We start from the raw sequence: 24,682 nt of genomic DNA, 5'->3' as shown, positions 1-24,682 counted from the left end.
GCCAGTACTCAGTTTCGGCGCAGGCGCGCACTACTGCCTGGGTGCGAACCTGACCCGAAACAGCGGCACGACCACGACAGCGATCAGCACGCACCGCCAGTCATGAGATGTACTGCGGGCAGTAGTACTCGATTGCCAGGTCCACAAACGCAGCGGGGCTTCGGAATTCCGCTACGCGCCCGGTACGGCCGATCTCTTCGGTCGGCTTTCCGTTCTTCCGGTCGGTGCACACGCCGTCCGCAGTCTGAATCGGGTCTATTGACAGGGGCACCACGACGTCGTTGTCACGGAGGGCGACGAGGAAGCTGTCATCGTTTGGCGACGCGCTTGCGTGCCCAGGTATGCAAACGGCGACCGCACAGCAAGCGATCGGGGCGACTACGTACTTCCTCACGGGCGGTTCCCTTCGTCTCTGCGCTCCGCGAAACCTAACTTCCGTTCCGCATACCCTTCTTATCCTATGCGGGAATGCGCTCTGAACTGCACAAACACATATTTTTGCATCTTCACATCGCCGATTCCCGCTGATCAGAGAGTCAGGGACGCATCGCGGGGTTTGCTCGTCTCACCGAGCGCCCCCTCGCCCGCGCCACACGAATGGCTACACATCGGCGACGACCCCTGGGAGCGGTACGGCACCCAGGTCCACTACACCGTCCACGAAGAGACCGACCGTTGGGTCGCGCGGGGCTACTCACTCCGTGACGGTACTGAAAGCAAAGAGGTCGAGGGAAATCAGCACAGACCTTGGAGGACGCCAAGCGGCTCGTGCAGGACTGGGAGTCTGAGTAAAAGCTGCGCCGAATCTGACCCGGCGCGAGAGCAACACGGACGGTGCGATCCTCCGGTAGCCGCTTCATGACTGCCGGAGGCTAAGCAGCCCGAGCAGGGCCGGGCGAACGCGTCGCGGATGAAAGGCTGAGCACCGGGTACACCGAGCGCAGGTAATACGAGAGTCCGGAATTTCGCCATTGCCTAGCCCCCGGTTAGTCATGAAGCGGCTGCCGGGGGCGCCCTCGCGGGACGGCCCGGCCACATAGGACGCCGGTGCGGTGATCAAAGACTGCAGGTGAGGGGTTTGGTTATCCGGCTGTCGTTGAGTCGCTAATGTCGAGCCATGGCTGATGATTCGCGTGTCGACTTGGCGCGTGTTTTAGGTGAACTCGCCGTCGAATTGCAGGATCAGTCCGATATCAAGTTGACGCTGGAAGCGATCGTCAACGGTGCGGTCGAGATTGTGCCCGGCGTCAGCTGGGCGGGTGTCTCGGTGATTAATGACCGGAAGGTCGAGTCTCCTGCGCCTAGTGATGAGCTAGTTGCTGAACTCGATGGGGTGCAAGCGTCGCTTTATGAGGGTCCGTGTTTGAGCGCGTTGCGCGAGCACCACACCGTCCTCATCGCCGATATGGCCGCTGAGACGCGTTGGCCGCGGTTTGCGCGGGCAGCAGTGGAGCGCGGTGTGCTCAGCATGTTGGCGTTTCAGCTGTATGTGCGGCGTGAAAATCTTGGAGCGCTCAACCTTTATGGCCGTGAGTCGGGCGTTTTCGACGAGGAGTCGATCGCGATAGCTCAGGTGCTGGCCCAGCACGCCTCGGTGGCGCTGATGGGTGCTGAGTCCGAGTCGCAGTTTCAGGCCGCGTTAGCCAGTCGCGACGTTATCGGCCAGGCCAAAGGCATCCTGATGTATCGAGAGAACCTGTCCGGTCTGCAGGCGTTCCGACTGCTGCTCGGAACGTCGCAGCGCGCCAATATTAAGCTCGCTGAGATCGCGCGGTGGGTCGTCGAGCAACATGAATCAGGACTCAAGCAAAACCCGGAATAAACCGCCGAAACGCCGATGTCCCCGCGTAGACGTAGGGCGTTGTGGGTGCCGGCGGCAGCGGAACGCACTCGGCGCTGCGATAACGAACGGCGCTTTACACCCCATGGAGCGTAAAGCGCGTTCCGGTAAAGAAACCGATGAAATCGTGGGCGAAGCTCTCGGTGTTTCGCGCGCTACCTATCGACCGTTGAAGACCGTCGACGACCGGCCCGAGTTACCTTTTCAGGTCGTCCGACTCTGAGGGTTGCGCGTCGGGGTTATCTTCATCCTCTGTGGCTTGCGGGGGCTGTTCATCGCCTTCCGGCGGCGGCTGTTCGGCGGTGGTCACGGGTTGTCGCCTACCCGGGTTCACCCCGCGGGAAACCCTTCTCGCGAACCCTCAGCCGGCGTAGCGTTCCACCGTTCGACACCGAGTCGGGCGGTCTGGTGTGGTCGACGCCGAAGACGTGGGAGCGCCGTTCGGTGCCGTTCCCGGCAACGCTGGCCGACGAACTGGCCGCGTTGATGATCGGCAAGGGCCGCGACGATCTGGTGTTCACCGACCTGCGCGGCGGGGTGCTGCGTAACTCGAACAGGCGGGCGCGGGTGTTCGACGCAGTGGTGACGAAGTGCCAGAAGGCCGACGACTCGTTCCCGTCGATCACGCCGCATGACTTGCGGCACACGGCGGCGAGCCTAGCAATCAGCGCGGGCGCGAATGTCCAAGCCGTGCAGCAGATGTTGGGTCACGCCAAGGCGAGCATGACGCTCGACGTGTATGCGGACCTGTTCGACGAGGACCTGGACGACGTTGCCGCCAACCTGGATGCGGCGATCCACTCTGCTGCGTACCCACTGCGTACCGGCCAATCGCATGGTCAGAGCTAGTTACGCACTTGCAAGGTGTGTAGCTGGGCTTATCTGGGTGGAGCTAAGGGGAATCGAACCCCTGACCTACTCGATGCGAACGAGTCGCGCTACCAACTGCGCCATAGCCCCTGACCGCTAGCAGGCTACCAGCCGCGGCACCAACCGCAGAACTGCGAGCATTACTCGCCGACGGCGCGCGGCAAGTCCCGCGGCCAACCGAAGGTCCGCATCGCCATCGCGTAGTCCAGGTGCTCGAAGACGGGGTCCTCGTCGTCGATCTCGAGGACCACGGCGCCGGGGCGACGCAGCCGTGACGGCACCACGTCGTAGTCGCGGTCATAAGCGTTCTCCACGCCCAGTCGCGCCCGCGCCATCCGCTTCATCCGGCGGTGACGCACCTTCTCCTCGATGCGCGTCTGGCGACGCAGATAACCCAGGTAGAGCAGCGTGATCGCGGTGGCGGTGCCGCACACCCACCAGGCGGTCGGCGAGATCTTGAAGGCCGCGACGGCCGAGCCGACCAGGGCCATCGCCATCACGATCAGGACCTTCTTGCGGAAGGCGTACTTGCGTGCGCTCACCGCGGCGGCGGTCTTGGTGTCGAACCGGCGCCGCCGCGAGGCATTGCGCGGCATCGGCGCCGGCGCCTCCTCGTCGGCGTCGTCACCTTCGGCCGCGGGCTCCAAACCGGACGAGTCCTCGACGTACTCGTAGCTGTCCTCGTCCTCGCCGTCGCGTTTGGCGACGGCCTCGGTGTCGACCTCGTCGTCTTCGATGGGCTCGATGTCAGTCGTCTCCGCCTCGGCCGCAGCACCGCTGGCCCCCACCGGAAGTTCGTGGGAATCCTCGACGACATCGACATCGAGGTAGTCAGGCTCGATGGGCTCGGCGACGGCCATTCGCATCACCACCGGTCGCCGGCGGCTCAGCTCGTCGGTGTCGGCGTCGTCCTCCACCTCATGGTCGCGGTCTTCATCCTCGGAGAGTTCGTCGCGCTCCTCGTCGAGGTCGGTGTCGGCCGAGTCTTCCGGCGGCGTCCAGTCGGGGTCGCTGCGATGCCCGGCGGCCGGGCCGCTGCGCTTGATCAGCCGGGAGTTGTCCCCGCCGTTGAGCACCCGGGTCGCCAACGCCACGTCGCTGGTGCGTCGCACCGCGTCGCGTTTGCTCACGAGCATCGGCACCAAGACGAACAGCCATAGCACCACGAGCGATATCCACAACAGCGACTGCGGGATGCTTGGCATGATGACCTGCTCTCTTCGGTGTCTATCCCCCGCGAAGCCCATTGGTGGCCAACGCGGCCGGGTCGTGATGACCAGGACAATTACACACCTGTAATTTGCCTCTCACAAGCACCACGAGTCACTCGTGTCGCGCTAGTCCCAGAACGGCAACATTTTGGACTCCCCCGCGAGCCGTCGGAGACTCCGGGAGGCGTCGACGAAACCCAGGCCTCTTCACAGAGGCGATCACACCCAGCTGGCGTTACCGGCGCGGACCAGCGTCGATGCCACCGATCCGCTCACCTCTTCGACGGTGATGGCCATCAACAGATGATCCCGCCACGCCCTGTCCACTTCCAGGTAGCGCTCCAACAGGCCTTCCTGGCGGAACCCGACTTTTGCCAGCACGGCGCGGCTCGCGGCGTTTTCCGGGCGCACGGTGGCCTCGACCCGATGCAACCTCACCGGGCCGAAGCAGTGATCCAGGCCCAGCGCCAAGGCCGCGGTGGCCACGCCGCCGCCGGTGGCCGACCGAGGCACCCAGTAGCCGATCCACGCCGACCGCAGCGCGCCGTGGGTGACATTGCCGATGGTCAGCTGGCCACAGAACCGGCCGTCGAGTTCGATGACGTACGGCAGCATCCGTCCCTGTCGCGCCTCAGCACGCAGACCAGAACACAATGCCGGCCAGGCCGCCACCGCGTGACGAGTCGTCCAATCGCCCTCGGAGCTGGGCTCCCACGGTTCCAGATGCGCACGATCGGTCAGCCGGATCCGGCTCCACTGCGCGCCATCGCGCAGGCGCACCGCCCGCAAGCGGACAACGCCGGCCGGAACCCGCAGCGGCCCAACGCTCATGGGCCAACCTGGATGACGGGAGGTGGAGCGCAACAGGTTCACCGTGAATGCAGTCGTTTCGCTCAGCCGCGCTGAGCCAGGAAGGCGACGTCGACGATTTCGCCGGTGCGAATCTGCTCGGCGCCGCTGGGCACCACGACCAGACAGTTCGCTTCGGCGAGGGTGGCCAGCAGGTGCGACGAGCCGCCACCGAGCGCCTGCACCAGATACTCGCCGCTCTCCTGGTCGCGCATCAGCTGACCGCGCAAGAAGCCCTTGCGCCCGGCCACCGACGTGATGGGCGACAGCGTGCGCGCCTGCACGATGCGGCGCATCGGCTGACGCTTGCCCAGCGACAACCGAATCAACGGGCGGACCATCACCTCGAAAACCACGAGCGCGCTCACCGGATTGGCCGGCAGCAGGAAGGTCGGAACGCCCTCGCGACCCAGCTGCCCGAAACCCTGGATGGATCCCGGATGCATGGCGACCCGCACGACCTCTATCTCGCCGAGCTCGGCGAGCACCTGGCGCACCGCCTCGGCCGCGGCACCCCCGACCGCACCGGCGATCACGATCACCTCGGCGCGATTGATCTGGCCCTCGACGATCTCGCGGAGCTCGCGGGGCCCGCCGCTGACGATGCCGACGCGGTTGACCTCTGCGCCGGCATCGCGGGCCGCGGCCGCCAGCGCGTAGGAGTTCACGTCGTAGACCTGCCCGTTGCCCGGCGTCCGCGAGATGTCGACCAGTTCGCCGCCTAGCGCCATGATCGTCACCCGGGGCCGCGGGTGAACCAGCACCCGCTCGCGGCCGACCGCGGCCAGCAGCCCGACCTGCGCAGCACCGATCACCGTCCCGGACCGCACCGCCACGTCACCGGGTTGGACGTCGTCGCCGGCGCGGCGCACGTAGGCGCCCGACGGGGCACCCCGCAGAACCCGCACCCGCTGCGTCCCGCCATCGGTCCACCGCAACGGCAGGACCGCGTCGGCCAGGGTCGGCAAAGGGGCCCCGGTCTGCACGCGCACGGCCTGGCGCGGCTGCAACCGGCTGGGGGTGCGCGAGCCGGCCTCGACGGTGCCCATCACCGGCAGCACCAGGCCGTCGCGCGCATCGTTCTCGCCGGAATCGTCGAACGGTCCGGGCAGACTTTCGCTGCCCACCTCGCCGACACCGACTACGTCGACGCTGCGCACCGCGTAGCCATCGATCGCGGCCTGATCGAAGCCGGGCATCGGGCGTTCGGTCACCACTTCCTCGGCGCACATCAATCCCTGCGCCTCGGCGATCGCCACACGTATCGGCCGCGGGGCCACCGCGGCCGCCGTGATCCGGGCCTGCTGCTCTTCCACCGAACGCACAGCGCGCCTCTCTGCCGTCGGGCCGCGCACAGGGCGACCCGCTCACTGCGCAGGCGGGGCATCCCGCCCGGGATCGCTACGCGTTCCGCCGGCCAGCCGTCGTCCGCCAGCCGGGTTACCGCCCGGCTACCGCTCGGCCAGGCCTAATCGCGCCACCAACCACTGCCGCAAATCCGGGCCGTAGTCGTCACGATCCAATGCAAAGTCAACCGCAGCCTTGAGGTAGCCGCCAGGATTTCCCAAGTCGTGTCGAGATCCGCGATGCACGACCACGTGCACCGGGTGGCCCTCCGCGATCAATAGAGCGATCCCGTCGGTGAGCTGTACTTCGCCGCCGGCCCCACGCTCAATGCGGCGCAAGGCATCAAAGATGGCGCGGTCGAGCACGTAACGGCCGGCCGCGGCGAACAGCGACGGGGCGTCTTCGGTCTTCGGCTTTTCAACCATGCCGTTGACCTTGAGCACGTCGGGATTGTCGTCGTCGGCAATCGGCTCGACGTCGAAAACGCCGTAGGCGCTGACCTCTTCGGGCGTTACTTCGATGGCACACAACACCGTGCCGCCGTAGTGCGCCCGCACCTTCGACATGGTCCCCAGCACGCCGGTCGGCAGCACCAGGTCGTCGGGCAGCAGCACTGCGACGGCGTGCTCGTCGTCGGCCAGCCGCGACTCCACGCAGCCGATCGCATGCCCCAGGCCCAGCGGCTCGCTCTGCACCACGGACTCGACCTTGATCAGCTGCGGCGCGCGCCGGACCTTGTCGAGCATCGCCGTCTTGCCGCGCTCCTCCAAAGTGCTTTCCAGCACGAGGTCTTCGACGAAGTGCGCGACGACGCCGTCCTTGCCCTCCGAGGTGATGATCATCAGCCGCTCGGCACCGGCCTCGGCCGCCTCGGCAGCCACTAATTCGATGCCCGGCGTATCGACAACCGGCAACAGCTCCTTGGGCACCGTTTTGGTCGCCGGCAAGAAGCGGGTACCGAGACCCGCGGCGGGCACGACTGCAGTGCGTGGCACCACCACATTTGGGCTTGACATTGTTCACACGATAACCCGCATCCACTCTGCCGAGTCGATGTGGCGCGTGCAAAGACCTGGCTGTCATGGTTGACGCATGGCGACCACCAGCAAAGCCGCGTTGCGCGACCAGCTGCTTGCCGCGCGGCGTCACGTTGCCGACGACGTTCGCGCCTCCGAGGCGCAGCAGCTATGCGCGCGGCTGGAAGCCCTGGAAAGCATTGTGACCAGCGACAGCACGGTCTGCGCCTACGTGCCGGTGGGCACCGAGCCGGGGTCAATCGAGATGCTCGACATGTTGCTGCGGCGGGCCGGACAAGTCCTGCTGCCGGCTGCGCGCACCACCGCTGACGACACGCCGCTGCCGCTGTCCTGGGGCGAATATCGGCCCGGCACGCTGACCACCGGGCGGTGGGGGCTGCTCGAACCGCCGCAGCCGTGGCTGCCGGCGTCGGCATTGGCGCAAGCCGGCGTGGTGCTGGTGCCGGCGCTGGCCGTGGACCGCCGCGGTGTGCGGCTGGGCCGGGGCCGGGGTTTCTACGACCGCTCGCTGGGCGGCCGGGACCCACACGCGCGGCTGATCGCGGTCGTTCGCGACGCGGAAGTGCTCGACGAATTACCGGCCGACCCGCACGACGTCACCATGACCGACGCGCTCACCCCGCGACAGGGATTGATCGATCTCGTAGGGCGCTGACATATCGGGAATGAGACATGTCACGTGGCGGTTCTAGCACTTGAGACGCTAGAGTGCTAACCAGGTCTGCAATCATCCGGAGGTTTTCGTGCCGACTTACAGCTATCAGTGCACCGAGTGCGACGATCGCTTCGACATCGTGCAGGCCTTCACCGACGACGCGCTGACCACGTGCGAACGCTGCTCCGGGCGGCTGCGCAAGCGCTTCAACTCCGTTGGAGTGGTGTTCAAGGGCAGCGGTTTCTACCGCACCGACAGCCGCGAGTCCGGCAAGAAGGCGTCGAGTTCGAGCAACGGCTCCTCCTCGAGCGACTCGGGCTCGAGCGGCTCGGCAACCAGCGAGAAGTCCGGCTCCGGCTCGAGCGAGAAGTCCAGCTCCAGCTCGAGCGACAAGTCGAGCAGCAGCTCCACAACATCGCCGGCCGCCGCGACCAACTGACGGTTATCCACACCGGCCTTGCCGGCCGTGAGCCCGAGTACCGGGTTGCGCCTACCGTTGCGGCGTGGGCGAATCATCGCTGAACCCAAGCCTATTGAGCCGGCTGTCGCTGTGGTTGCGTCCGGACTGGACTCGCACCGTGCAGGCACGCCGAGTCGCCGCAGGCGGGCTGGTGGTGCTGGCCGGAATCGCGACGCTGCGCTCCAATTCCGCGGGTGACTACGCACAAGTCGTGGTGGCCGACCATGACCTTCGCCCCGGTGCTGCATTGACTCCCGCCGATGTTCGGCTCGAAAAGCGTTTGACTGCAACCGTTCCCGACGGGGCACGGGCCGACCTGGGCACGGTGGTGGGTTCGACGCTGGCCGGCCCAACACGACGCGGTGAGGTAATCACCGACGTGCGGTTGTTGGGAAGCCGGTTGGCTGAGGCCGCCGTCGGGTCAAAGGCGGGGCCGGGCGCCCGCATCGTGCCGCTGCATCTGGCCGATGGCGCCCTGATCGACCTCGTGCGCGTGGGTGACGTGGTCGACGTGCTCGCCGCGCCGGCCACCAGTGTGCCGGACAGCTCCCACGCCACCCCCAAGGTGGTGGCCACCGACGCCGTGGTGGTGCTCGTGTCGGCCAAAGAAAAAATTCAGGCTGCCGACAGCGACCGCGTAGTGTTAGTTGCGCTGCCGGCTCGTGTGGCGAACGCGGTGGCAGGGTCGGCGCTGGGGCAGACCGTGACGCTCACCCTGCACTGAGTGACTGGCCGTTGTTGGTCTGCCAGCCGACAGCCAACTCTGTCCAGTCCCAGAAAGGCCGTCTCCAATGCTCAAAGGGTTCAAGGAATTTCTCTCCCGGGGCAACATCATCGATCTGTCCACCGCAGTGGTCATCGGTACTGCTTTCACCGCACTGGTCACGACTTTCACCAACGCCATCATCAAGCCGTTGATCAACCGGATCGGCGTCAACCAAAAGTCCGATCTCGGCGTCCTGCGGATCAGCATCGGTGGCGGTCAGACCATCGACCTGAACGACGTCTTGTCGGCCGCCATCAACTTCGTGATCATCGCCGCGGTCGTCTACTTCCTGGTCGTGCTGCCGTACACCACACTGCGCAAACGCAATGAGGTCGAACCGGCCGACGACGCGCAGGTCGTCCTGCTCAAGGAGATCCGCGACCTGCTCGCGCAGACCAATGGCGATTCGCCGGGCAAGCACAAGAGCGTGACCACCAAGCCCCCGCCAGAGTACGGACCCCGCGCGGAAGCCGAATCGAAATAACCGCGTCGACTTGCCGGCAGGGTCCACCTAGCCGCGAGGTCTAAATCTCCAGGCTCGACAACTGCCCGATGATCTGGGCCGCCAACGGATTCAGCGTCGCCATCCCGTCGCGCACCGCGTAGCGGGAGCCAGCCAGGTTGACCACCAGCGTGCTGCCGGACACCCCGGCCAGACCGCGGGACAATCCCGCATCGATGATCCCCGCCGACAGTCCCGACCCGCGGATAGCCTCTGCGATACCGAGGATTTCGCGATCCAGGATCTCGCGGGTGGCCTCCGGGGTGACGTCACGCGGGGTGACGCCCGTCCCGCCGACCGAGACGACCAGGTCGACCCCGCCGATCACCGCGGTGTTCAGCGCGTTGCGGATCTCGATCTCGTCAGCGGCGACCGCGACCACCCCGTCGACGACGAATCCCGCCTCGGTCAACAGTTCGGTAACCAGCGGACCGCTATGGTCCTCGTCCCCATGAGCGGTGCGATCGTCGACCACCACAACCAAAGCCCGGCCAACGACCAATTCCGCACCCGTTTCCATGGGTGCAACCGTATATCCGAGCTCAGACAATCCGGTCGCCGAGGGTTCGTCCAGTCTCACTACTGATCCGCCTTCCCGAGGGTGACCGGCAACGTCCGGCTGCCGCCACCAGCGGGATCCTGGAACGTCAGCGTGATCTTGTCGCCGGGTGCTCTGGACCGCACGGCCGCGACCAACGCGTCGGCGCTGTTGATCGGCCGGTCGTCGACCTTGGTGACGACCACGTTCTTGGGGACGCCGGCGGATGCCGCCGCACCGCCCGAGACCACGTCGACGACCTTGGCGCCGGGGGTGCCCTTGTCGTTCATCACCTGCACGCCGAGGGAGGCGTGGGACGCTTTGCCGCTGGCGATCAGCTCATCGGCGATGCGCTTGGCTTGATCGACCGGAATCGCGAAGCCCAGACCGATCGAACCGCTTTGGGCATCCGCCGAGTCGGCGCCCAGGGTGGCAATGGCCGAGTTGACCCCCACCAGCTGGCCGTTCATGTTGACCAGCGCGCCACCGGAGTTTCCGGGGTTGATCGCGGCGTCGGTCTGAATCGCGTCCAGCACGGTGTTCTGGTTGCCCGACTCACCGGTGGTCGACACCGGCCGGTTCAGCGCGCTGACGATGCCGGTGGTCACCGTGCCCGACAGACCCAACGGCGACCCGATCGCGACGACCGGCTGGCCGACGCGAAGGTCGGACGACGAGCCCAGCGAGATGGGGGTGAGCCCGGACATGCCCTGCACGCGAATCACGGCGATATCGCTGGTGGGGTCCGCGCCGACCACCGTGAACGATGCGGTGCGACCGTCAGAGAAGGTCACCGTCGTCTTGGGCGTCGGGGCGCCGGCACCGGCGCCGCCGGGGCCACCCGGCCCGCCGGGAGGCACGGGAGCTCCGGGCGGACCTCCTGGTGGGGCTCCGGGCCCCTTGGGCGGCCCCGCCGCGGCGGCGATCACATGGTTATTGGTCAAGATCAGCCCGTCGGTGGACAGGACGATGCCGGAGCCCTCTTCGGACTGTCGCCCTATGTCGGTCTCGAGCATCACGACACTGGGTACCACTTTGGAGGCGACTCCTTCGACGCTGCCGGGCGGCATGTTCGCGGCCGGGACGGTGGGCGCCGCCCCGATGACCCGACCGCCTCCGTTCCCCGTCGAGTGCGTGCCGAGCTCGACAGCGGTGGCCGCGACACCGCCGATGCCGGCCGACACCACCGCGATGGCCAACGCACCGACGACTATCAAGCCTGTGCGAGAACGCTTTTGGCGTTCCGGCGGGACGGGCATTCCGGGCAGCATGCCGGGAATCGGACCCCCGCCGGTGCCTCCCGGTATCGGGCCTACACCGGTTCCCCCGGGAATCCGGCCTGCCCCGGTGTTGCTGAAGGGCTCGTAGGGCGGACGGAACTGTGTCGTCGGCGACGACGATGGCTGCGACCGGTAGCGCCAGTCGTACTGCTGGTTATACGGCTGCTGTTGTCCCGGGGCATAACCGGGGGACCCCGCATGGCTCGGGATGGGCGCAGTCTGACTGGGCGCGGGGGGGTATCCCGGCTGCTGCGGCGGTGGCGAATACCTCGGGTCATTCGTCATGTCGCTAAGTCGCTCTTCCTCTATCTCAGTGTTTCGGCAAGTCGACGGCTGGGTTCAACAGTAGCCGCAGACCTACCTTGCCCGCGCGGACTGAGAGTCCACTGAGATAACGTTCGCTGATTCCCGAGAGTTCGCCTCATCGCCGGCCACCGCTGGCGTGGGGCCGGTCTTGGCGTCTACCTGGTCGGTTTGCGGCGCGGCAGCCGTGCCGTACGTCGAGGCGGGCAAGGGTCGGCCGGGCAGCAGCACATAGAACGAGGTACCAGGGGGCTGGCCTCCCGGAACGGTGTCCTCGACGCGCAGCAGTCCCCCGTGGTTGAGCACCACCTTTTTCACGATCGCCAGTCCGAGTCCGGAGCCCGGCATGGCGCGTGCCGTCGTCGAGCGGTAGAACCGCTCGAACACCAGGCGCCGCTCCTGCGGCGGAATGCCGGGGCCGTGGTCGGCGATCACCAGCTCCGCGTGCGACGGGTCGAGCCGGCGCATCGTGACACCGACGTGGCCACCGGGTGGGCTCCACTTGGCCGCGTTGTCCAGCAGGTTCAGCACCGCCCGCGACAGCCCGGCGGCGTCGCCGTACATCTGCCACGGCGTCACGTCGACGCCGAAGTGAATGTCGTTGCGCCGCCGCCTGACTCGCTCCAGGCTGCGATCGATGACCTCGGACATGTCGACGGGCTCATGCACCACCTGGCCGGCGTCGTCACGGGTGAGGTCCACCAAATCGCCTACCAGCGTCGACAATTCCTCGATCTGCGCGATGACATCTGCGCGCAGATCGACCATCTCGTGCTCGGGTAGGCGCGGCGCCCCCGGTTCCATCGCAGCCATCAGCAGCTCGACGTTGGTTCGCAGCGACGTCAGCGGGGTGCGCAGTTCATGCCCGGCGTCGGTGACCAGCCGCGCCTGCCGCTCCCGGGACTCGGCGAGGGCGCGCAGCATCAGGTTGAACGACTCGGTGAGCCTGGCCAATTCGTCACTACCGAACACGGGGATGGGTCTCAGGTCATCGGTACGCGCCACCCGCTCGGCCGCTTCGGTCAAACGTGCCACTGGGCGCAGCCCGGCCCTGGTGACCATGCCGCCGGCCACCGCGGCGACCGCCACACCGACACCGCCGACGATCAGCAGCACCCAGCGCAGCCTGTTCATCACCGCTTCGGTGGGCTTGAGGCTCTTGGAGATCAGCAACGACGTGCCGTTCTGCAGGTGCACGGCAAGGATTCGCTGATCACCGGCGGTGCGCCGCGACATGAACAAATCACCGTGGATGACGGCTTTTTCCGGCGCGCCGACCGGCAGGGTCTGACCCGGCTGCTGGGCGGTGTAGATCGCGTGGCCCGGGTTCACCAGTATCGCGTTGACGTCGGAATAGGCGGTGCCTTCGATGGCCTTGCCCGGGTCGGCGGCCAGCGAGCCGCTGGCGATCAGCAGTTGCGCCCGGCTTTGCAGCTGGTTGTCGATGTCGCTGTACAGCGCGGCCGAAATCACGGCGTAGACGGCGAAGGCCATCAAGACCACGACCATCGCGACCATCGACATCGCCAGCAGCATCACCCGCCACCGCAACGACAAGGAGGGCGTCGCGCGCAGCGGTGGGCGCAGCGGTGGACGTTGAGGCCGGGGGAACCGGATCATCGAGGGACCCGCATCGTCACGGGGGTGTCTCCCGAAGGACGTATCCGACGCCGCGCACCGTGTGGATCAGCCGCAACTCACCGTCGGCTTCGGTTTTGCGCCGCAGATAGCCCACGTATACCTCCAACGCGTTGCCCGAGGTGGGAAAGTCGAAACCCCAGACCTCCTCGAGGATGCGGCTGCGGGTGAGCACCCGGCGCGGATTGGCGATCAGCATTTCCAGCAGCGCGAATTCGGTGCGGGTCAGGCTGATCCGGCGCTCTCCGCGGGTGACCTCGCGCGTCGCCGGATCCAGCGTCAGGTCGGAGAACGTCATCGCCACCGATTCGGCGTCGTCCTCCGGCTTGGTGCGGCGCAGCAGCGCGCGCACCCGGGCCAACAGTTCTTCCAAGGCGAATGGCTTTGGCAGGTAGTCGTCGGCTCCGGCGTCCAGCCCGGCGACCCGCTCCGACACCGAATCGCGCGCCGTCAACACCAAGATCGGCAGGTCGTCACCGGTGCTGCGGAGCTGACGGCACACCTCGAGGCCGTCCAGGCGCGGCATCATCACATCGAGGACGAGCGCGTCGGGCCGATCGCTCGCAATGAGTTCGAGGGCCTCGACCCCGTCGTGGGCCAGCTCAACGGAGTAGCCGTTGAAGGACAACGACCTACGCAGCGACTCGCGCACCGCGCGATCGTCGTCGACGACCAGTATTCGCACGGCCCCTAGTTTCGTCCCACCGCCTGAGACTGACCTGAGAGGCGCGCCGTGAGGACTAGCGGCGGTCCAGGTCGATTAGACCGAGGCGGGCCGCCTTGAGCAGCCGGCGGGGCACTTTGTGCCGCTGACCTGCGACCGTCACACCGACGAGCTCGGTCTTCTCGGCCTTCCACTGCGCGCGCCGACTACGGGTGTTCGCGCGCGACATTCTGCGCTTGGGTACGGCCATGGTCGGGCCTAACTCCTCGTGTTGCTTCGGTATTTCGACGTGGGACTTGCAGTTCGGCATGTCGCGCGGCGTGGCTGGTGGGCCGAACGGGCGACGATCGCATATCAGGATAGTCGCTGGTCCGCTTGTCGCCAAAATGGGCGCCGCGCACCGAACGTCTGCCCGTCGGGCGCGCCATGGGCACCCCGGCCTGAAGTGGGATCCTTGACGTGACACCGACGGTACCCGCTAACCTACCGGTTGGTTGGTCCGAACCGGTGAATCGAATGGAGGACGGGCATGGCCTCTGCTTCCGGCGCTTCTGGCGTTTCGGGCAGTTCTGACGCCGTCCGGATCGCGAACTGCTCGGGGTTCTACGGCGACCGGCTGTCGGCCATGCGCGAGATGCTCACCGGCGGTGACGTCGACTACCTCACCGGCGACTACCTGGCCGAACTCACCATGCTGATCCTGGGCCGGGACCGGATGAAGCACCCCGAGCGCGGCTACGCCAAGACCTTTCTGACGCAGCTCGAGGACTGTCTGGGCGAGGCCCGCGACCGCGGGGTCCGCATCGTCGCCAACGCCGGCGGCCTCAACCCGGCCGGCCTCGCCAATGCGATACGCGCGCTGGCCGAGCGGCTGGGCATCGATGCCCGGGTCGCCCACGTGGAGGGTGACGACCTGTTGCCGCGCGCCGCCGAACTCGGGCTGGGCACCCCGCTGACCGCGAACGCCTACCTGGGCGCCTGGGGCATCGTCGATTGCCTCGACAACGGCGCCGACGTGGTCGTCACCGGCCGCGTCACCGACGCCTCGGTGATCGTCGGGGCAGCCGCGGCGCACTTCGGCTGGGATCGCACCGACTACGACCGGCTCGCCGGCGCCGTGGTCGCCGGCCACATCATCGAATGCGGGGTCCAGGCCACCGGGGGCAACTACTCGTTCTTCACGGAAATTTCGGAGTCCTCCGGCCTCCTTCACGCCGGTTTCCCCCTGGCCGAAGTCAACGCCGACGGGTCCTCGGTGATCACCAAACACCCGGGCACCGGCGGCCTGGTCAGCGTCGACACCGTCACCGCGCAGCTGCTCTACGAGATCACCGGGGCGCGCTACGCCAACCCGGACGTCACCGCCCGGATGGACAGCGTCGAGCTGTCGTCCGACGGGCCCGACCGGGTGCGCATCAGCGGGGTGCACGGCGAGGCCCCGCCACCCACCTACAAGGTGTCGATGAACAGCATCGGGGGGTTCCGCAACTCGATGACCTTCGTGCTGACGGGACTGGACATCGAGGCCAAGGCCGACCTCGTGCGGCGGCAACTCGACGCCGCGCTCACCGTCAAGCCCGCCGAACTGCAGTGGTCGCTGGCCCGCACCGATCACCCCGACGCCGACACCGAAGAAGCCGCCAGCGCCCTGCTGCACTGCGTCGTGCGCGACCCCGACCCGGCCAACGTCGGACGCCAATTCTCCTCGGCCGCTGTCGAGTTGGCGCTGGCCAGCTATCCGGGATTTCACGTGACCGCGCCACCGGGTGACGGCCAGGTCTACGGTGTGTTCACCCCGGGTTTCGTCGATGTCACCCAGGTGCCACACGTCGCGGTGCACGCCGACGGATCCCGTGCCGACATCGCTTGCGCCACCGAGACTTTGGAATTGCGGCCCGCCGCTCCTCCGCCGCTGCCCGGCCCGCTGCCGAGTGGCCCGACGCGGCGGGTGCCGCTGGGCCGCATAGCCGGGGCCCGCAGCGGCGACAAGGGCGGCTCGGCCAATGTCGGGGTTTGGGTGCGCACCGACGAGCAATGGCGATGGCTGGCCAACACTTTGACCGTCGAGTTGCTCAAGGAGCTGCTGCCAGAAGCGGCGAACTTCGACGTCACCCGCCACCTGCTGCCGAATCTGCGGGCGGTCAACTTCGTCATTGACGGCATCCTCGGCCAGGGCGTCGCCTACCAGGCTCGATTCGACCCCCAGGCCAAAGGGCTGGGCGAATGGCTCCGCGGCCGCTACCTCGACATCCCGGAGAGTTTATTGTGAATCTTTGGACCACACCCGAGCGCGAACAGCTGCGAAAGACGGTGCGCTCGTTTGCAGAACGCGAGATCCTGCCCCACGTCGATGAGTGGGAGCGCACCGGCGACCTGCCGCGCGAACTGCATCGCAGCGCCGGGGCCGCCGGACTGCTGGGTGCGGGCTTCCCCGAATCGGTGGGCGGTGGTGGCGGCGACGGCGCCGACGCGGTAATCATCTGCGAGGAGATGCACCAGGCCGGAGCGCCCGGCGGCGTGTTCGCGTCGTTGTTCACCTGCGGCATTGCGGTGCCGCACATGATCGCCTCGGGCGATCGACGGCTCATCGACACGTTCGTTCGCCCGACGCTGGCCGGGGAAATGATCGGTTCGCTGGCCATCACCGAACCGGGGGGCGGTTCCGACGTCGGACATCTAAGGACCTCGGCGGTTCGCGACGGTGATCACTACATCGTCAACGGCGCCAAGACTTACATCACCTCGGGTGTCCGCGCCGACTATGTGGTCACCGCCGCACGCACCGGAGGCTCAGGCGCGGGCGGGGTTTCGCTGCTGGTGGTCGAGAAGGGCACGCCCGGCTTCGAGGTGAGCCGCAAGCTGGACAAGATGGGCTGGCGGTCCTCGGACACCGCCGAGCTGTCCTACACCGACGCCCGCGTCCCGGTGGCCAACCTGGTAGGCGCCGAGAACAGTGGCTTCGCCCAGATCGCCCAGGCCTTCGTCTCCGAGCGGATCGGCCTCGCGGCACAGGCCTATTCGGGCGCGCAGCGGTGCCTGGACCTGACGGTGCAATGGTGTCGCGACCGCGAAACATTCGGTCGCCCATTGATATCGCGGCAGTCGGTGCAGAACACGTTGGCCGAGATGGCTCGTCGCATCGACGTCGCCCGGGTCTACTCGCGCAGCGTGGTGGAGCGGCAGCTTGCCGGCGAGACGAACCTGATTCCGCAGGTGTGTTTCGCCAAGAACACCGCCGTCGAAGCCGGCGAATGGGTGGCCAACCAAGCCGTTCAGTTATTCGGGGGCATGGGTTATATGGCCGAATCCGAGGTCGAACGCCAATACCGGGACATGAGGATCCTGGGCATCGGCGGAGGGACCACCGAAATCCTCACCGCCCTGTCCGCCAAACTTCTGGGATTCCAATCATGATTTCACCGCCTCCACTTCCTCCATATCGCTGGGCTCCACAACGTCGGCGGTGGTCATGACTGTGCTGCAGTCCACCCTCGACGCGGAGGCCACCGCCTTCACCGACGCGGCATCGGGGGCGATAACGAAACTCGAGGAGATCGACACCGAGCTGGCCAATGCGCTGGCCGGCGGTGGGGCCAAATACGTTGAGCGCCACCATGACCGCGGCAAGCTTACGGCGCGCGAACGCATCGAACTGCTGGTTGACCAGGATTCGCCGTTCTTGGAGCTCAGCCCGCTGGCCGCCTGGGGCAGCGCCTTCAAGGTCGGCGCCAGCACGGTCACCGGCATCGGCGTGGTCGAAGGCGTCGAATGCATGATCGTCGCCAACGACCCGACGGTCAAAGGCGGCACCAGCAATCCGTGGACCCTGAAGAAGATCCTGAGGGCCAACCAGATCGCCTTCGAGAACCGGCTCCCGGTGATCTCCCTGGTGGAGTCCGGCGGTGCGGACCTGCCCACGCAGAAGGAAATCTTCATTCCCGGCGGACGGATGTTCCGCGACCTGACCCGGCTCTCGGCGGCCGGGATCCCCACCATCGCATTGGTGTTCGGCAATTCCACCGCGGGCGGCGCTTACGTCCCGGGCATGTCCGACCACGTGGTGATGATCAAGGAACGTTCCAAGGTGTTCCTCGCCGGCCCCCCGCTGGTGAAGATGGCCACCGGTGAGGAATCCGACGACGAGTCGCTCGGCGGCGCCGAAATGCATGCCCGCATTTCGGGTTTGGCCGATTACTTCGCCGTCGACGAACTCGACGCGATCCGGATCGGCCGTCGCGTCGTCGCCCGGTTGAACTGGGTCAAGGGGGGGCCGAAGCCCAAACCGGTCACCGCGCCGTTGTTCGATACCGAGGAACTCATCGGCATCGTGCCCGCGGATCTGCGCGTCCCGTTCGATCCCCGGGAGGTGATCGCCCGCATCGTCGATGGCTCCGAATTCGACGAATTCAAGCCGCTGTACGGGTCCTCGTTGGTGACAGGCTGGGCCCAGTTACACGGCTATCCGATCGGCATCCTGGCCCATGCGCGCGGGGTGCTGTTCAGCGAAGAGTCTCAGAAAGCCACCCAGTTCATTCAGTTGGCCAACCGCTCCAATCCGCCATTGTTGTTCTTGCACAACACCACCGGCTACATGGTGGGCAAGGACTACGAAGAGGGGGGGATGATCAAGCACGGCTCGATGATGATCAACGCCGTGTCCAATTCGACCGTCCCGCACATCTCGCTGCTGATCGGCGCGTCCTACGGGGCGGGCCACTACGGCATGTGCGGCCGCGCCTACGATCCGCGGTTCCTCTTCGCGTGGCCGACGTCCAAGTCCGCGGTGATGGGTGGCGCCCAGCTTTCGGGCGTGTTGTCGATCGTGGCCCGGGCGGCCGCCGAGGCCCGCGGCCAGCAGGTCGACGAGGAGGCCGACGCGGCGATGCGGGCCGCGGTCGAGGGCCAGATCGAAGCCGAGTCGCTGCCGCTGGTGCTGTCCGGGATGCTGTACGACGACGGGGTGATCGACCCTCGAGATACCCGCACCGTATTGGGAATGTGTCTGTCCGCCATCGCCAATGGCCCGATCAAGGGAACGTCGAACTTCGGCGTCTTCCGGATGTGAGTCCCATGGTTACTCGAGTTCTGGTCGCCAACCGGGGTGAGATCGCCCGGCGGGTGTTCGCCACCTGCCGCCGGCTCGGCTTGGGCACCGTCGCCGTCTACACCGACCCCGACGCGGGCGCGCCGCACGTCGCCGAGGCCGATGCCCGGGTGCGGCTGGACAAGACGAATGACTACCTCAACGCCGACGCCGTCATCGCCGCCGCCCGCGCCGCGGGCGCCGACGCGATTCACCCCGGTTACGGGTTTCTCTCGGAGAACGCCGACTTCGCGGCCGCCGTCCAGGACGCCGGGTTGACCTGGGTCGGGCCGCCGGTGGACGCGGTGCGCGCGATGGGCTCCAAGATCGAGTCCAAGAAGCTGATGGCCGCGGCCGGGGTGCCCGTGCTCGACGAGCTCGATCCCGACACCGTCACCGAGGCGCAGCTGCCGGTTCTGGTGAAGGCCTCCGCGGGCGGCGGTGGGCGCGGCATGCGCGTGGTTCGCGAATTGTCCGCGCTCGCTGGCGAAGTCGCCGCGGCGAGCCGGGAGGCGCAATCCGCATTTGGTGACTCGGCCGTGTTCTGCGAGCGCTATCTGCCCACCGGGCACCACATCGAGGTCCAGGTCATGGCCGACACCCACGGCACCGTGTGGGCGGTCGGCGAACGCGAATGCTCGATTCAGCGCCGGCACCAGAAGATCATCGAGGAGGCCCCGTCGCCGTTGGTGGGGCGCACACCGGGCATGCGCGCCAAGCTGTTCGACGCTGCCCGGTTGGCCGCCGAGGCCATCGGCTACACCGGGGCCGGGACGGTGGAGTTCCTGGCCGACGACGACGGCGAGTTCTACTTCCTGGAGATGAACACCCGGCTGCAGGTCGAACACCCGGTCACCGAGGAGACCACCGGACTCGACCTCGTCCAACTGCAGCTCGCCGTCGCCGACGGCGAGCGTCTCGACGCGCAACCTCCTGCCGCGCAGGGACATTCGATTGAGGCGCGGCTCTACGCCGAGGACCCTGCCAAGAACTGGCAGCCGCAGGCAGGTCTGGTACGCGCGTTCGAGGTGCCATCGGTTCGGACTGAGTTCAGCTCGCTGGGGCAACGGACCAGGATCCGGCTGGACTCGGGCATCGTCGACGGATTCAGCGTCTCCATTCACTACGACCCGATGCTGGCCAAGGTCATCTCCTACGCCCCGACGCGCCGTCAGGCGTCGCTGGTTCTCGCCGAGGCGTTGGCCCGCGCCCGCGTGCACGGAGTGCGTACCAACCGAGACCTGCTGGTGAACGTGTTGCGGCATCCGGCGTTCCTCGACGGCGCCACCGACACGGCGTTTTTCGACACCCATGACCTGGCTCGGTTGGCGGCGCCACTCGGTGACGCCGCGGTGATCCACCTGTCCGCCATCGCGGCCGCACTCGCCGATGCCGCGCACAACCGCGCGACCGCGCCGGTGTTGGGTGCGGTTCCCAGCGGCTGGCGCAACCTGTCATCGGGCCACCAGGTCAAGGACTATCGCGACGACCAGGGTGACGAGCACCGGGTTCAATACCGTTTCACCAGAACCGGTTTGGTGCTCCCCGAAGACCCGGCGGTGCAGCTGGTGTCGGCCACGGCGAATGACGTGGTGCTGCGGGCCGACGGTGTCGACCACAGCTTCTCGGTGCGGCGCTACGAGGCAGGCGATTCCGATGTCTACGTCGATTCCGCGCGCGGACCGGTGCACCTGATCGCGCTGCCGCGTTTCCCCGAGCCCGGTTCGACCGTCGAAAAGGGCTCACTGGTGGCGCCGATGCCCGGCAGCGTCATCCGGCTCGGTGCCGCGATCGGCGATACCGTCACCGCCGGACAGCCATTGATCTGGCTGGAGGCCATGAAGATGGAACACACCATCGCCGCCCCGGTCGACGGGGCGCTCGCCGAACTCAACGTCAAGACCGGTCAGCAAGTCGAAGTTGGCGCTGTGCTGGCAAGAGTGGAAGCGCCACAATCAGAAGGAGATCAAGCATGACCGACACCAGCTTCATCGAGAGCGAGGAGCGTCAGGCCCTACGCAAGTCGGTGGCTGCGTGGGCAGCCAATTACGGCAGCGAGTACTACCTGCGCAAGGCCCGCGCGCATGAGCATACCGACGAATTATGGTCGGAGGCGGGCAAACTCGGTTTCCTCGGGGTCAACCTGCCAGAGGAGTACGGCGGCGGCGGCGCCGGAATGTACGAGCTGTCGTTGGTCATGGAGGAAATGGCGGCCGCGGGTAGCGCGCTGCTGCTGATGGTCGTCTCGCCCGCCATCAACGGCACCATCATCAGCAAGTTCGGCACCGAGGAGCAGAAGAAGCGCTGGATTCCCGGTATCGCTGACGGCACGCTGACGATGGCGTTCGCCATCACCGAGCCGGATGCCGGCTCCAACTCGCACAAAATCACCACGACCGCCCGCCGGGACGGCAGCGACTGGATCCTCAAGGGCCAAAAGGTCTATATCTCCGGCATCGACCAGGCACAGGCGGTGCTGGTGGTGGCCCGCACCGAAGAGGCCAAGACCGGCAAATTACGCCCCGCGCTATTCGTCGTTCCCACCGACGCGCCGGGCTTCAGCTACACCCCGATCGAAATGGAATTGATCAGCCCCGAACGTCAGTTCCAGGTCTTCCTCGACGATGTCCGGCTGCCCAGTGACGCACTCGTCGGCGCCGAAGATGCCGCCATCGCACAGCTTTTCGCCGGGCTCAACCCCGAACGCATCATGGGTGCGGCGAGCTCTGTCGGGATGGGACGGTTCGCCCTCAGTCGGGCCGCCGACTACGTCAAGACTCGCCAGGTGTGGGGCACGCCGATCGGCGCGCACCAGGGGCTGTCACATCCGTTGGCGCAGTGCCACATCGAGGTCGAGCTGGCAAAGCTGATGCTGCAGAAGGCCGCCGCCCTCTACGACTCCGGAAACGACATGGGCGCGGCCGAGGCCGCGAACATGGCCAAATACGCTGCGGCCGAGGCGGCCACGCGGTCGGTGGATCAGGCGGTGCAGTCGCTGGGCGGCAACGGGCTGACCAAGGAGTATGGCGTGGCGGCCATGCTGACCTCGGCCCGGCTGGGGCGCATCGCTCCGGTCAGCCGCGAGATGGTGCTGAACTTCGTCGCGCAGACATCGCTGGGCCTGCCCCGAAGCTACTGATGGACGCTCTTGTCGAATACGCCGGGGCCGCCGACACGGGCGGGCCGTACGCGCGGCTGACGCTGAACTCGCCGCACAACCGCAACGCGCTGTCCACCACGCTGGTCAACCAGCTGCACCAGGGGCTGCGCGACGCCTCTGCTGATCCGGCGGCGCGGGTGGTGGTGCTGGGCCACACCGGCGGCACCTTCTGCGCCGGTGCGGATTTGAGCGATGCCGGCGGGGGCGACCCGCGTGGCGATCGCGAGCGCGGCGCAACCGGGCGAAGCGGGTCGCCACCATCGGCCTTCGACATGGCCGTCGCGCGGGCCCGGGAGATGGCCGCCTTGATGCGTGCCATCGTCTCCTCGACGCTGCCGGTGATCGCCGCGATCAACGGCCACGTCCGGGCGGGCGGATTCGGTCTGGTGGGTGCCTGCGACATCGCGGTCGCCGGCCCGCGCAGCACCTTCGCGCTGACCGAGGCCCGGATCGGCGTCGCACCCGCGATCATCTCGTTGACACTGCTGCCGAAACTGTCGGCGCGGGCCGCGGCGCGCTACTACCTGACCGGCGAGACGTTCGACGCCGGCCGGGCGGCCGAGATCGGATTGATCACCGAGGCCGCCGAGGACGTCGACGCCACGGTCGACAAACTTGTCTCCGATATCGGCCGTGGTTCGCCACAGGGCCTCGCGGCTTCCAAGGCACTGACCACGGCCGCGGTGCTGGAAGGTTTCGACCGCGACGCCGAGCGCCTCGCCGAGGAATCGGCCCGGCTCTTCGTATCCGACGAAGCCCGCGAAGGCATGCTGGCGTTCTTGGAGAAGCGTCCGCCCGACTGGGCGAGTTAGCCAGCCGAGAAGTTAGCCAGATGTCAAACAGAGGGCCGGGCCGGACGGCCGGCGGCGCGGCCCGGGCGGGTGCAACGTTGCAGTTTAGCCAATCCTCTTGCGGCAAAAGCTGGACGTCGTAGGCTCGTGGGTGATGAGCAATTCAACGCAACGGGACGCGGAGGACAAGCGCGGCGAGCCGTCGCGTGCGGCCGACACCGATCGCATCCAGATTGCGCAGTTGCTGGCGTACGCGGCCGAGCAGGGCCGCCTGCAGCTGAACGACTACGAAGACCGTTTGACTAGGGCATACGCGGCGACGACGTATGAGGAGTTGGATCAGCTGCGGGCCGATCTACCGGGGACGCCGGTCAGCCCGCGCCGCGGCGGCAAGCCCAATCCGGCGCCGTCGACGCTGTTGCTGGCGTTGATGAGCGGATTTGAGCGCCGCGGCCGATGGAACGTCCCGAAGAAGCTCACCACTTTCACCCTGTGGGGCAGCGGGGTGGTCGATTTACGCTACGCCGACTTCACCTCGACCGAGGTCGACATTCATGCGATGTCGATCATGGGTGTGCAGAACATTTTGCTGCCGCCCGAGGTCAACGTCGAGGTGCACGGCCGCGGCGTGATGGGAAACTTTGACCGCGCCGTCCTCGGGCAGGGCGCGCCCGGCGCGCCGACCGTCCACATTCGGGGCTTCTCGCTGTGGGGCGGGGTCGGCATCATCCGCAAGGCCCGCCGACCGCGCGGGTAGCAAAAGCCTTTAGTCGGGCACGTAATCGAACGTGTCGGGGTTTGGGCCGTTGCGTCCCGACTCACCCTGGTCCAGAGCTGAGATCGCGTCCATGTCCGAGTCGTCCAACTCGAAGTCGAACAGCTCGAAGTTGGCTTTGACCCGTTGCAGCGTTACCGATTTCGGGAAGACGATGTCGCCCCGCTGGATGTGCCAGCGCAACACCACCTGTGCCGCTGATTTGTCGCGGGCGTCGGCGATGCGGTTGATCACCGGATCGTCGAGCACCCGGCCCTGGGCGATCGGCGACCACGCCTCGGTGGCGATGCCGTGCTCGCGTCCATACGCTCGGACTTCGTCGTTGGCGAAGTAGGGATGCGCCTCGATCTGGTTGACCGATGGGACGGTGTGGGTGTCGTTGACGAGCCGCTCCAGGTGTGCGACTTGGAAATTCGAGACACCGATGCTGCGAGCGCGTCCGTCGCGCGCGAACTCTTCGAAGACCTTCCACGTCGAGACGAAGTCGCCGTCATAGAGCGTGGGCAGCGGCCAGTGGATGAGGAACAAATCGACGTAGTCGGAATCCAGCTTCTTCAGCGTCTTGTCGAAGGCGCGACGCGCATCGTCTGGCTTGTGAAATCCGTTGTTGAGCTTGCTCGTGACGAAGACCTCACCGCGGTCAAGTCCCGCATCGCGAATGCCTTGTCCGACTTCCTTTTCGTTGCCGTACATCTCGGCCGTGTCGATGTGGCGGTATCCGATCTCGAGCGCCGTCTTCACCGCCGCGGCGGTCTCGTCGGGCTTGATCTGGAACACACCGAAACCCAGCTGCGGAATGCTGACACCATCATTGAGTTCGATTGTTGGAACCTGGCTCATGCGTCTCCTCCTTCTGAATCCCCTGTACCCCGTCGAGAAAACACCAATCCCTCGGCCGGCGTTGCCAAGCCGG

At 66.8% G+C, this 24,682-nt stretch carries 24 protein-coding genes and 1 tRNA gene; 13 read left to right on the top strand and 12 right to left on the bottom strand.

The features are described from left to right. Positions 1-100: 100 nt before the first annotated feature. Entirely contained in the window at positions 101-394 is a 294-nt protein-coding gene (locus tag VFW69_RS22545) for a DUF732 domain-containing protein (protein ID WP_526504772.1), read from the bottom strand. A 723-nt stretch (positions 395-1,117) separates the two neighbouring features. On the opposite strand from VFW69_RS22545, the gene VFW69_RS22540 reads away from it, so the two are divergent. Together VFW69_RS22540 and VFW69_RS22535 are read left to right on the top strand one after the other, a co-directional pair. After that, the gene (locus VFW69_RS22540) at positions 1,118-1,822 is read left to right on the top strand and encodes a GAF and ANTAR domain-containing protein (RefSeq protein ID WP_526504770.1); all 705 of its coding nucleotides are present in this window, start codon (positions 1,118-1,120) and stop codon (positions 1,820-1,822) included. Positions 1,823-2,248: 426 nt separating this feature from the next. Further along, on the top strand, positions 2,249-2,689 hold the full coding sequence (locus VFW69_RS22535) for a tyrosine-type recombinase/integrase (protein ID WP_526504768.1): 441 nt from the start codon (positions 2,249-2,251) through the stop codon (positions 2,687-2,689). 38 nt (positions 2,690-2,727) lie between these two features. On the opposite strand, the gene VFW69_RS22530 is transcribed toward VFW69_RS22535, so the two are convergent. The 5 genes from VFW69_RS22530 to VFW69_RS22510 all read right to left on the bottom strand — a co-directional run bounded on the left by VFW69_RS22530 (position 2,728) and on the right by VFW69_RS22510 (position 7,133). Next, positions 2,728-2,800 (bottom strand) — tRNA-Ala (locus VFW69_RS22530). Positions 2,801-2,850: 50 nt separating this feature from the next. Continuing rightward, positions 2,851-3,915, bottom strand: a complete 1,065-nt coding sequence (gene sepX, locus VFW69_RS22525; RefSeq protein WP_526504766.1) for a divisome protein SepX/GlpR — start codon at positions 3,913-3,915, stop codon at positions 2,851-2,853. A gap of 225 nt (positions 3,916-4,140) precedes the next feature. Next, a complete protein-coding gene (locus tag VFW69_RS22520; RefSeq protein WP_526504764.1) occupies positions 4,141-4,794 on the bottom strand; it encodes a GNAT family N-acetyltransferase in 654 nt (217 codons plus the stop codon). A 20-nt stretch (positions 4,795-4,814) separates the two neighbouring features. Further along, a complete protein-coding gene (glp, locus tag VFW69_RS22515; protein WP_526504762.1) occupies positions 4,815-6,095 on the bottom strand; it encodes a molybdotransferase-like divisome protein Glp in 1,281 nt (426 codons plus the stop codon). A gap of 126 nt (positions 6,096-6,221) precedes the next feature. Further along, on the bottom strand, positions 6,222-7,133 hold the full coding sequence (locus tag VFW69_RS22510; protein WP_526504760.1) for a UTP--glucose-1-phosphate uridylyltransferase: 912 nt from the start codon (positions 7,131-7,133) through the stop codon (positions 6,222-6,224). A gap of 76 nt (positions 7,134-7,209) precedes the next feature. Here VFW69_RS22510 and VFW69_RS22505 point away from each other — a divergent pair, with 76 nt between their 5' ends. The 4 genes from VFW69_RS22505 (at position 7,210) to mscL (ending at position 9,519) form a co-directional block, all read left to right on the top strand. Further along, the gene (locus tag VFW69_RS22505) at positions 7,210-7,809 is read left to right on the top strand and encodes a 5-formyltetrahydrofolate cyclo-ligase (protein WP_526504758.1); all 600 of its coding nucleotides are present in this window, start codon (positions 7,210-7,212) and stop codon (positions 7,807-7,809) included. Between the two features lie 88 nt (positions 7,810-7,897). Then, the gene (locus VFW69_RS22500) at positions 7,898-8,248 is read left to right on the top strand and encodes an FmdB family zinc ribbon protein (protein ID WP_526504756.1); all 351 of its coding nucleotides are present in this window, start codon (positions 7,898-7,900) and stop codon (positions 8,246-8,248) included. 64 nt (positions 8,249-8,312) lie between these two features. After that, positions 8,313-8,993 carry an SAF domain-containing protein gene (locus tag VFW69_RS22495; protein WP_526504754.1) on the top strand — a complete coding sequence of 227 codons (681 nt, stop codon included), beginning with the start codon at positions 8,313-8,315 and terminating at the stop codon, positions 8,991-8,993. Between the two features lie 67 nt (positions 8,994-9,060). After that, complete coding sequence (gene mscL, locus VFW69_RS22490; RefSeq protein ID WP_526504752.1) at positions 9,061-9,519, top strand: large-conductance mechanosensitive channel protein MscL; 459 nt, start codon at positions 9,061-9,063, stop codon at positions 9,517-9,519. 40 nt (positions 9,520-9,559) lie between these two features. On the opposite strand, the gene VFW69_RS22485 is transcribed toward mscL, so the two are convergent. The 5 genes from VFW69_RS22485 to rpmF form a co-directional block, all read right to left on the bottom strand. Further along, a complete protein-coding gene (locus VFW69_RS22485) occupies positions 9,560-10,057 on the bottom strand; it encodes a MogA/MoaB family molybdenum cofactor biosynthesis protein (RefSeq protein ID WP_044487196.1) in 498 nt (165 codons plus the stop codon). 59 nt (positions 10,058-10,116) lie between these two features. Continuing rightward, positions 10,117-11,640, bottom strand: a complete 1,524-nt coding sequence (locus tag VFW69_RS22480) for a S1C family serine protease (RefSeq protein ID WP_526504749.1) — start codon at positions 11,638-11,640, stop codon at positions 10,117-10,119. Positions 11,641-11,712: 72 nt separating this feature from the next. Next, the gene (locus VFW69_RS22475; protein ID WP_526504747.1) at positions 11,713-13,278 is read right to left on the bottom strand and encodes a HAMP domain-containing sensor histidine kinase; all 1,566 of its coding nucleotides are present in this window, start codon (positions 13,276-13,278) and stop codon (positions 11,713-11,715) included. A gap of 16 nt (positions 13,279-13,294) precedes the next feature. After that, entirely contained in the window at positions 13,295-13,981 is a 687-nt protein-coding gene (gene mprA / locus VFW69_RS22470; RefSeq protein ID WP_526504744.1) for a two-component system response regulator MprA, read from the bottom strand. Between the two features lie 55 nt (positions 13,982-14,036). Next, positions 14,037-14,210: a 50S ribosomal protein L32 gene (rpmF, locus tag VFW69_RS22465; RefSeq protein WP_003872812.1), complete on the bottom strand. Its 174-nt coding sequence runs from the start codon at positions 14,208-14,210 to the stop codon at positions 14,037-14,039. Positions 14,211-14,489: 279 nt separating this feature from the next. Here rpmF and VFW69_RS22460 point away from each other — a divergent pair, with 279 nt between their 5' ends. The 7 genes from VFW69_RS22460 (at position 14,490) to VFW69_RS22430 (ending at position 23,751) form a co-directional block, all read left to right on the top strand. Beyond that, positions 14,490-16,229, top strand: a complete 1,740-nt coding sequence (locus tag VFW69_RS22460) for an acyclic terpene utilization AtuA family protein (protein ID WP_526504736.1) — start codon at positions 14,490-14,492, stop codon at positions 16,227-16,229. Next, complete coding sequence (locus VFW69_RS22455) at positions 16,226-17,374, top strand: acyl-CoA dehydrogenase family protein (protein WP_526504734.1); 1,149 nt, start codon at positions 16,226-16,228, stop codon at positions 17,372-17,374. Before VFW69_RS22460 ends, VFW69_RS22455 begins: the two co-directional genes overlap by 4 nt. Before the next feature lie 61 nt (positions 17,375-17,435). Beyond that, the gene (locus VFW69_RS22450) at positions 17,436-19,025 is read left to right on the top strand and encodes an acyl-CoA carboxylase subunit beta (RefSeq protein WP_526504782.1); all 1,590 of its coding nucleotides are present in this window, start codon (positions 17,436-17,438) and stop codon (positions 19,023-19,025) included. A gap of 5 nt (positions 19,026-19,030) precedes the next feature. Continuing rightward, positions 19,031-21,019 (top strand): acetyl/propionyl/methylcrotonyl-CoA carboxylase subunit alpha, encoded by a 1,989-nt coding sequence (locus VFW69_RS22445; RefSeq protein WP_526504732.1) that lies wholly within the window; start codon positions 19,031-19,033, stop codon positions 21,017-21,019. Further along, entirely contained in the window at positions 21,016-22,182 is a 1,167-nt protein-coding gene (locus VFW69_RS22440) for an acyl-CoA dehydrogenase family protein (RefSeq protein ID WP_526504730.1), read from the top strand. Before VFW69_RS22445 ends, VFW69_RS22440 begins: the two co-directional genes overlap by 4 nt. Then, a complete protein-coding gene (locus tag VFW69_RS22435) occupies positions 22,182-23,015 on the top strand; it encodes an enoyl-CoA hydratase family protein (RefSeq protein ID WP_526504728.1) in 834 nt (277 codons plus the stop codon). Before VFW69_RS22440 ends, VFW69_RS22435 begins: the two co-directional genes overlap by 1 nt. A 133-nt stretch (positions 23,016-23,148) precedes the next feature. After that, positions 23,149-23,751: a DUF1707 domain-containing protein gene (locus VFW69_RS22430; RefSeq protein ID WP_526504726.1), complete on the top strand. Its 603-nt coding sequence runs from the start codon at positions 23,149-23,151 to the stop codon at positions 23,749-23,751. 9 nt (positions 23,752-23,760) lie between these two features. Here the strand turns inward: VFW69_RS22430 and VFW69_RS22425 are convergent, their stop codons facing one another. After that, positions 23,761-24,609: an aldo/keto reductase gene (locus tag VFW69_RS22425; RefSeq protein ID WP_526504724.1), complete on the bottom strand. Its 849-nt coding sequence runs from the start codon at positions 24,607-24,609 to the stop codon at positions 23,761-23,763. Positions 24,610-24,682 lie beyond the last annotated feature (73 nt).

It is taken from the genome of Mycobacterium sp., from assembly GCF_036273375.1.
Classification (GTDB): Bacteria; Actinomycetota; Actinomycetes; order Mycobacteriales; family Mycobacteriaceae; genus Mycobacterium.
This window is presented reverse-complemented; position numbering and strand designations above follow the sequence as displayed.

What these genes read in the sequence shown, in the direction of transcription:
- VFW69_RS22460 (WP_526504736.1), top strand. Translation starts at nt 14,490, where the DNA reads ATGGCCTCTGCTTCCGGCGCTTCTGGCGTTTCGGGCAGTTCTGACGCC.
- VFW69_RS22540 (WP_526504770.1), top strand. Translation starts at nt 1,118, where the DNA reads ATGGCTGATGATTCGCGTGTCGACTTGGCGCGTGTTTTAGGTGAACTC.
- VFW69_RS22435 (WP_526504728.1), top strand. Translation starts at nt 22,182, where the DNA reads ATGGACGCTCTTGTCGAATACGCCGGGGCCGCCGACACGGGCGGGCCG.
- VFW69_RS22485 (WP_044487196.1), bottom strand. Translation starts at nt 10,057, where the DNA reads ATGGAAACGGGTGCGGAATTGGTCGTTGGCCGGGCTTTGGTTGTGGTG.
- sepX (WP_526504766.1), bottom strand. Translation starts at nt 3,915, where the DNA reads ATGCCAAGCATCCCGCAGTCGCTGTTGTGGATATCGCTCGTGGTGCTA.
- VFW69_RS22440 (WP_526504730.1), top strand. Translation starts at nt 21,016, where the DNA reads ATGACCGACACCAGCTTCATCGAGAGCGAGGAGCGTCAGGCCCTACGC.
- VFW69_RS22430 (WP_526504726.1), top strand. Translation starts at nt 23,149, where the DNA reads ATGAGCAATTCAACGCAACGGGACGCGGAGGACAAGCGCGGCGAGCCG.
- VFW69_RS22510 (WP_526504760.1), bottom strand. Translation starts at nt 7,133, where the DNA reads ATGTCAAGCCCAAATGTGGTGGTGCCACGCACTGCAGTCGTGCCCGCC.
- VFW69_RS22425 (WP_526504724.1), bottom strand. Translation starts at nt 24,609, where the DNA reads ATGAGCCAGGTTCCAACAATCGAACTCAATGATGGTGTCAGCATTCCG.
- VFW69_RS22445 (WP_526504732.1), top strand. Translation starts at nt 19,031, where the DNA reads ATGGTTACTCGAGTTCTGGTCGCCAACCGGGGTGAGATCGCCCGGCGG.
- rpmF (WP_003872812.1), bottom strand. Translation starts at nt 14,210, where the DNA reads ATGGCCGTACCCAAGCGCAGAATGTCGCGCGCGAACACCCGTAGTCGG.
- VFW69_RS22475 (WP_526504747.1), bottom strand. Translation starts at nt 13,278, where the DNA reads ATGATCCGGTTCCCCCGGCCTCAACGTCCACCGCTGCGCCCACCGCTG.
- VFW69_RS22505 (WP_526504758.1), top strand. Translation starts at nt 7,210, where the DNA reads ATGGCGACCACCAGCAAAGCCGCGTTGCGCGACCAGCTGCTTGCCGCG.
- VFW69_RS22480 (WP_526504749.1), bottom strand. Translation starts at nt 11,640, where the DNA reads ATGACGAATGACCCGAGGTATTCGCCACCGCCGCAGCAGCCGGGATAC.
- mscL (WP_526504752.1), top strand. Translation starts at nt 9,061, where the DNA reads ATGCTCAAAGGGTTCAAGGAATTTCTCTCCCGGGGCAACATCATCGAT.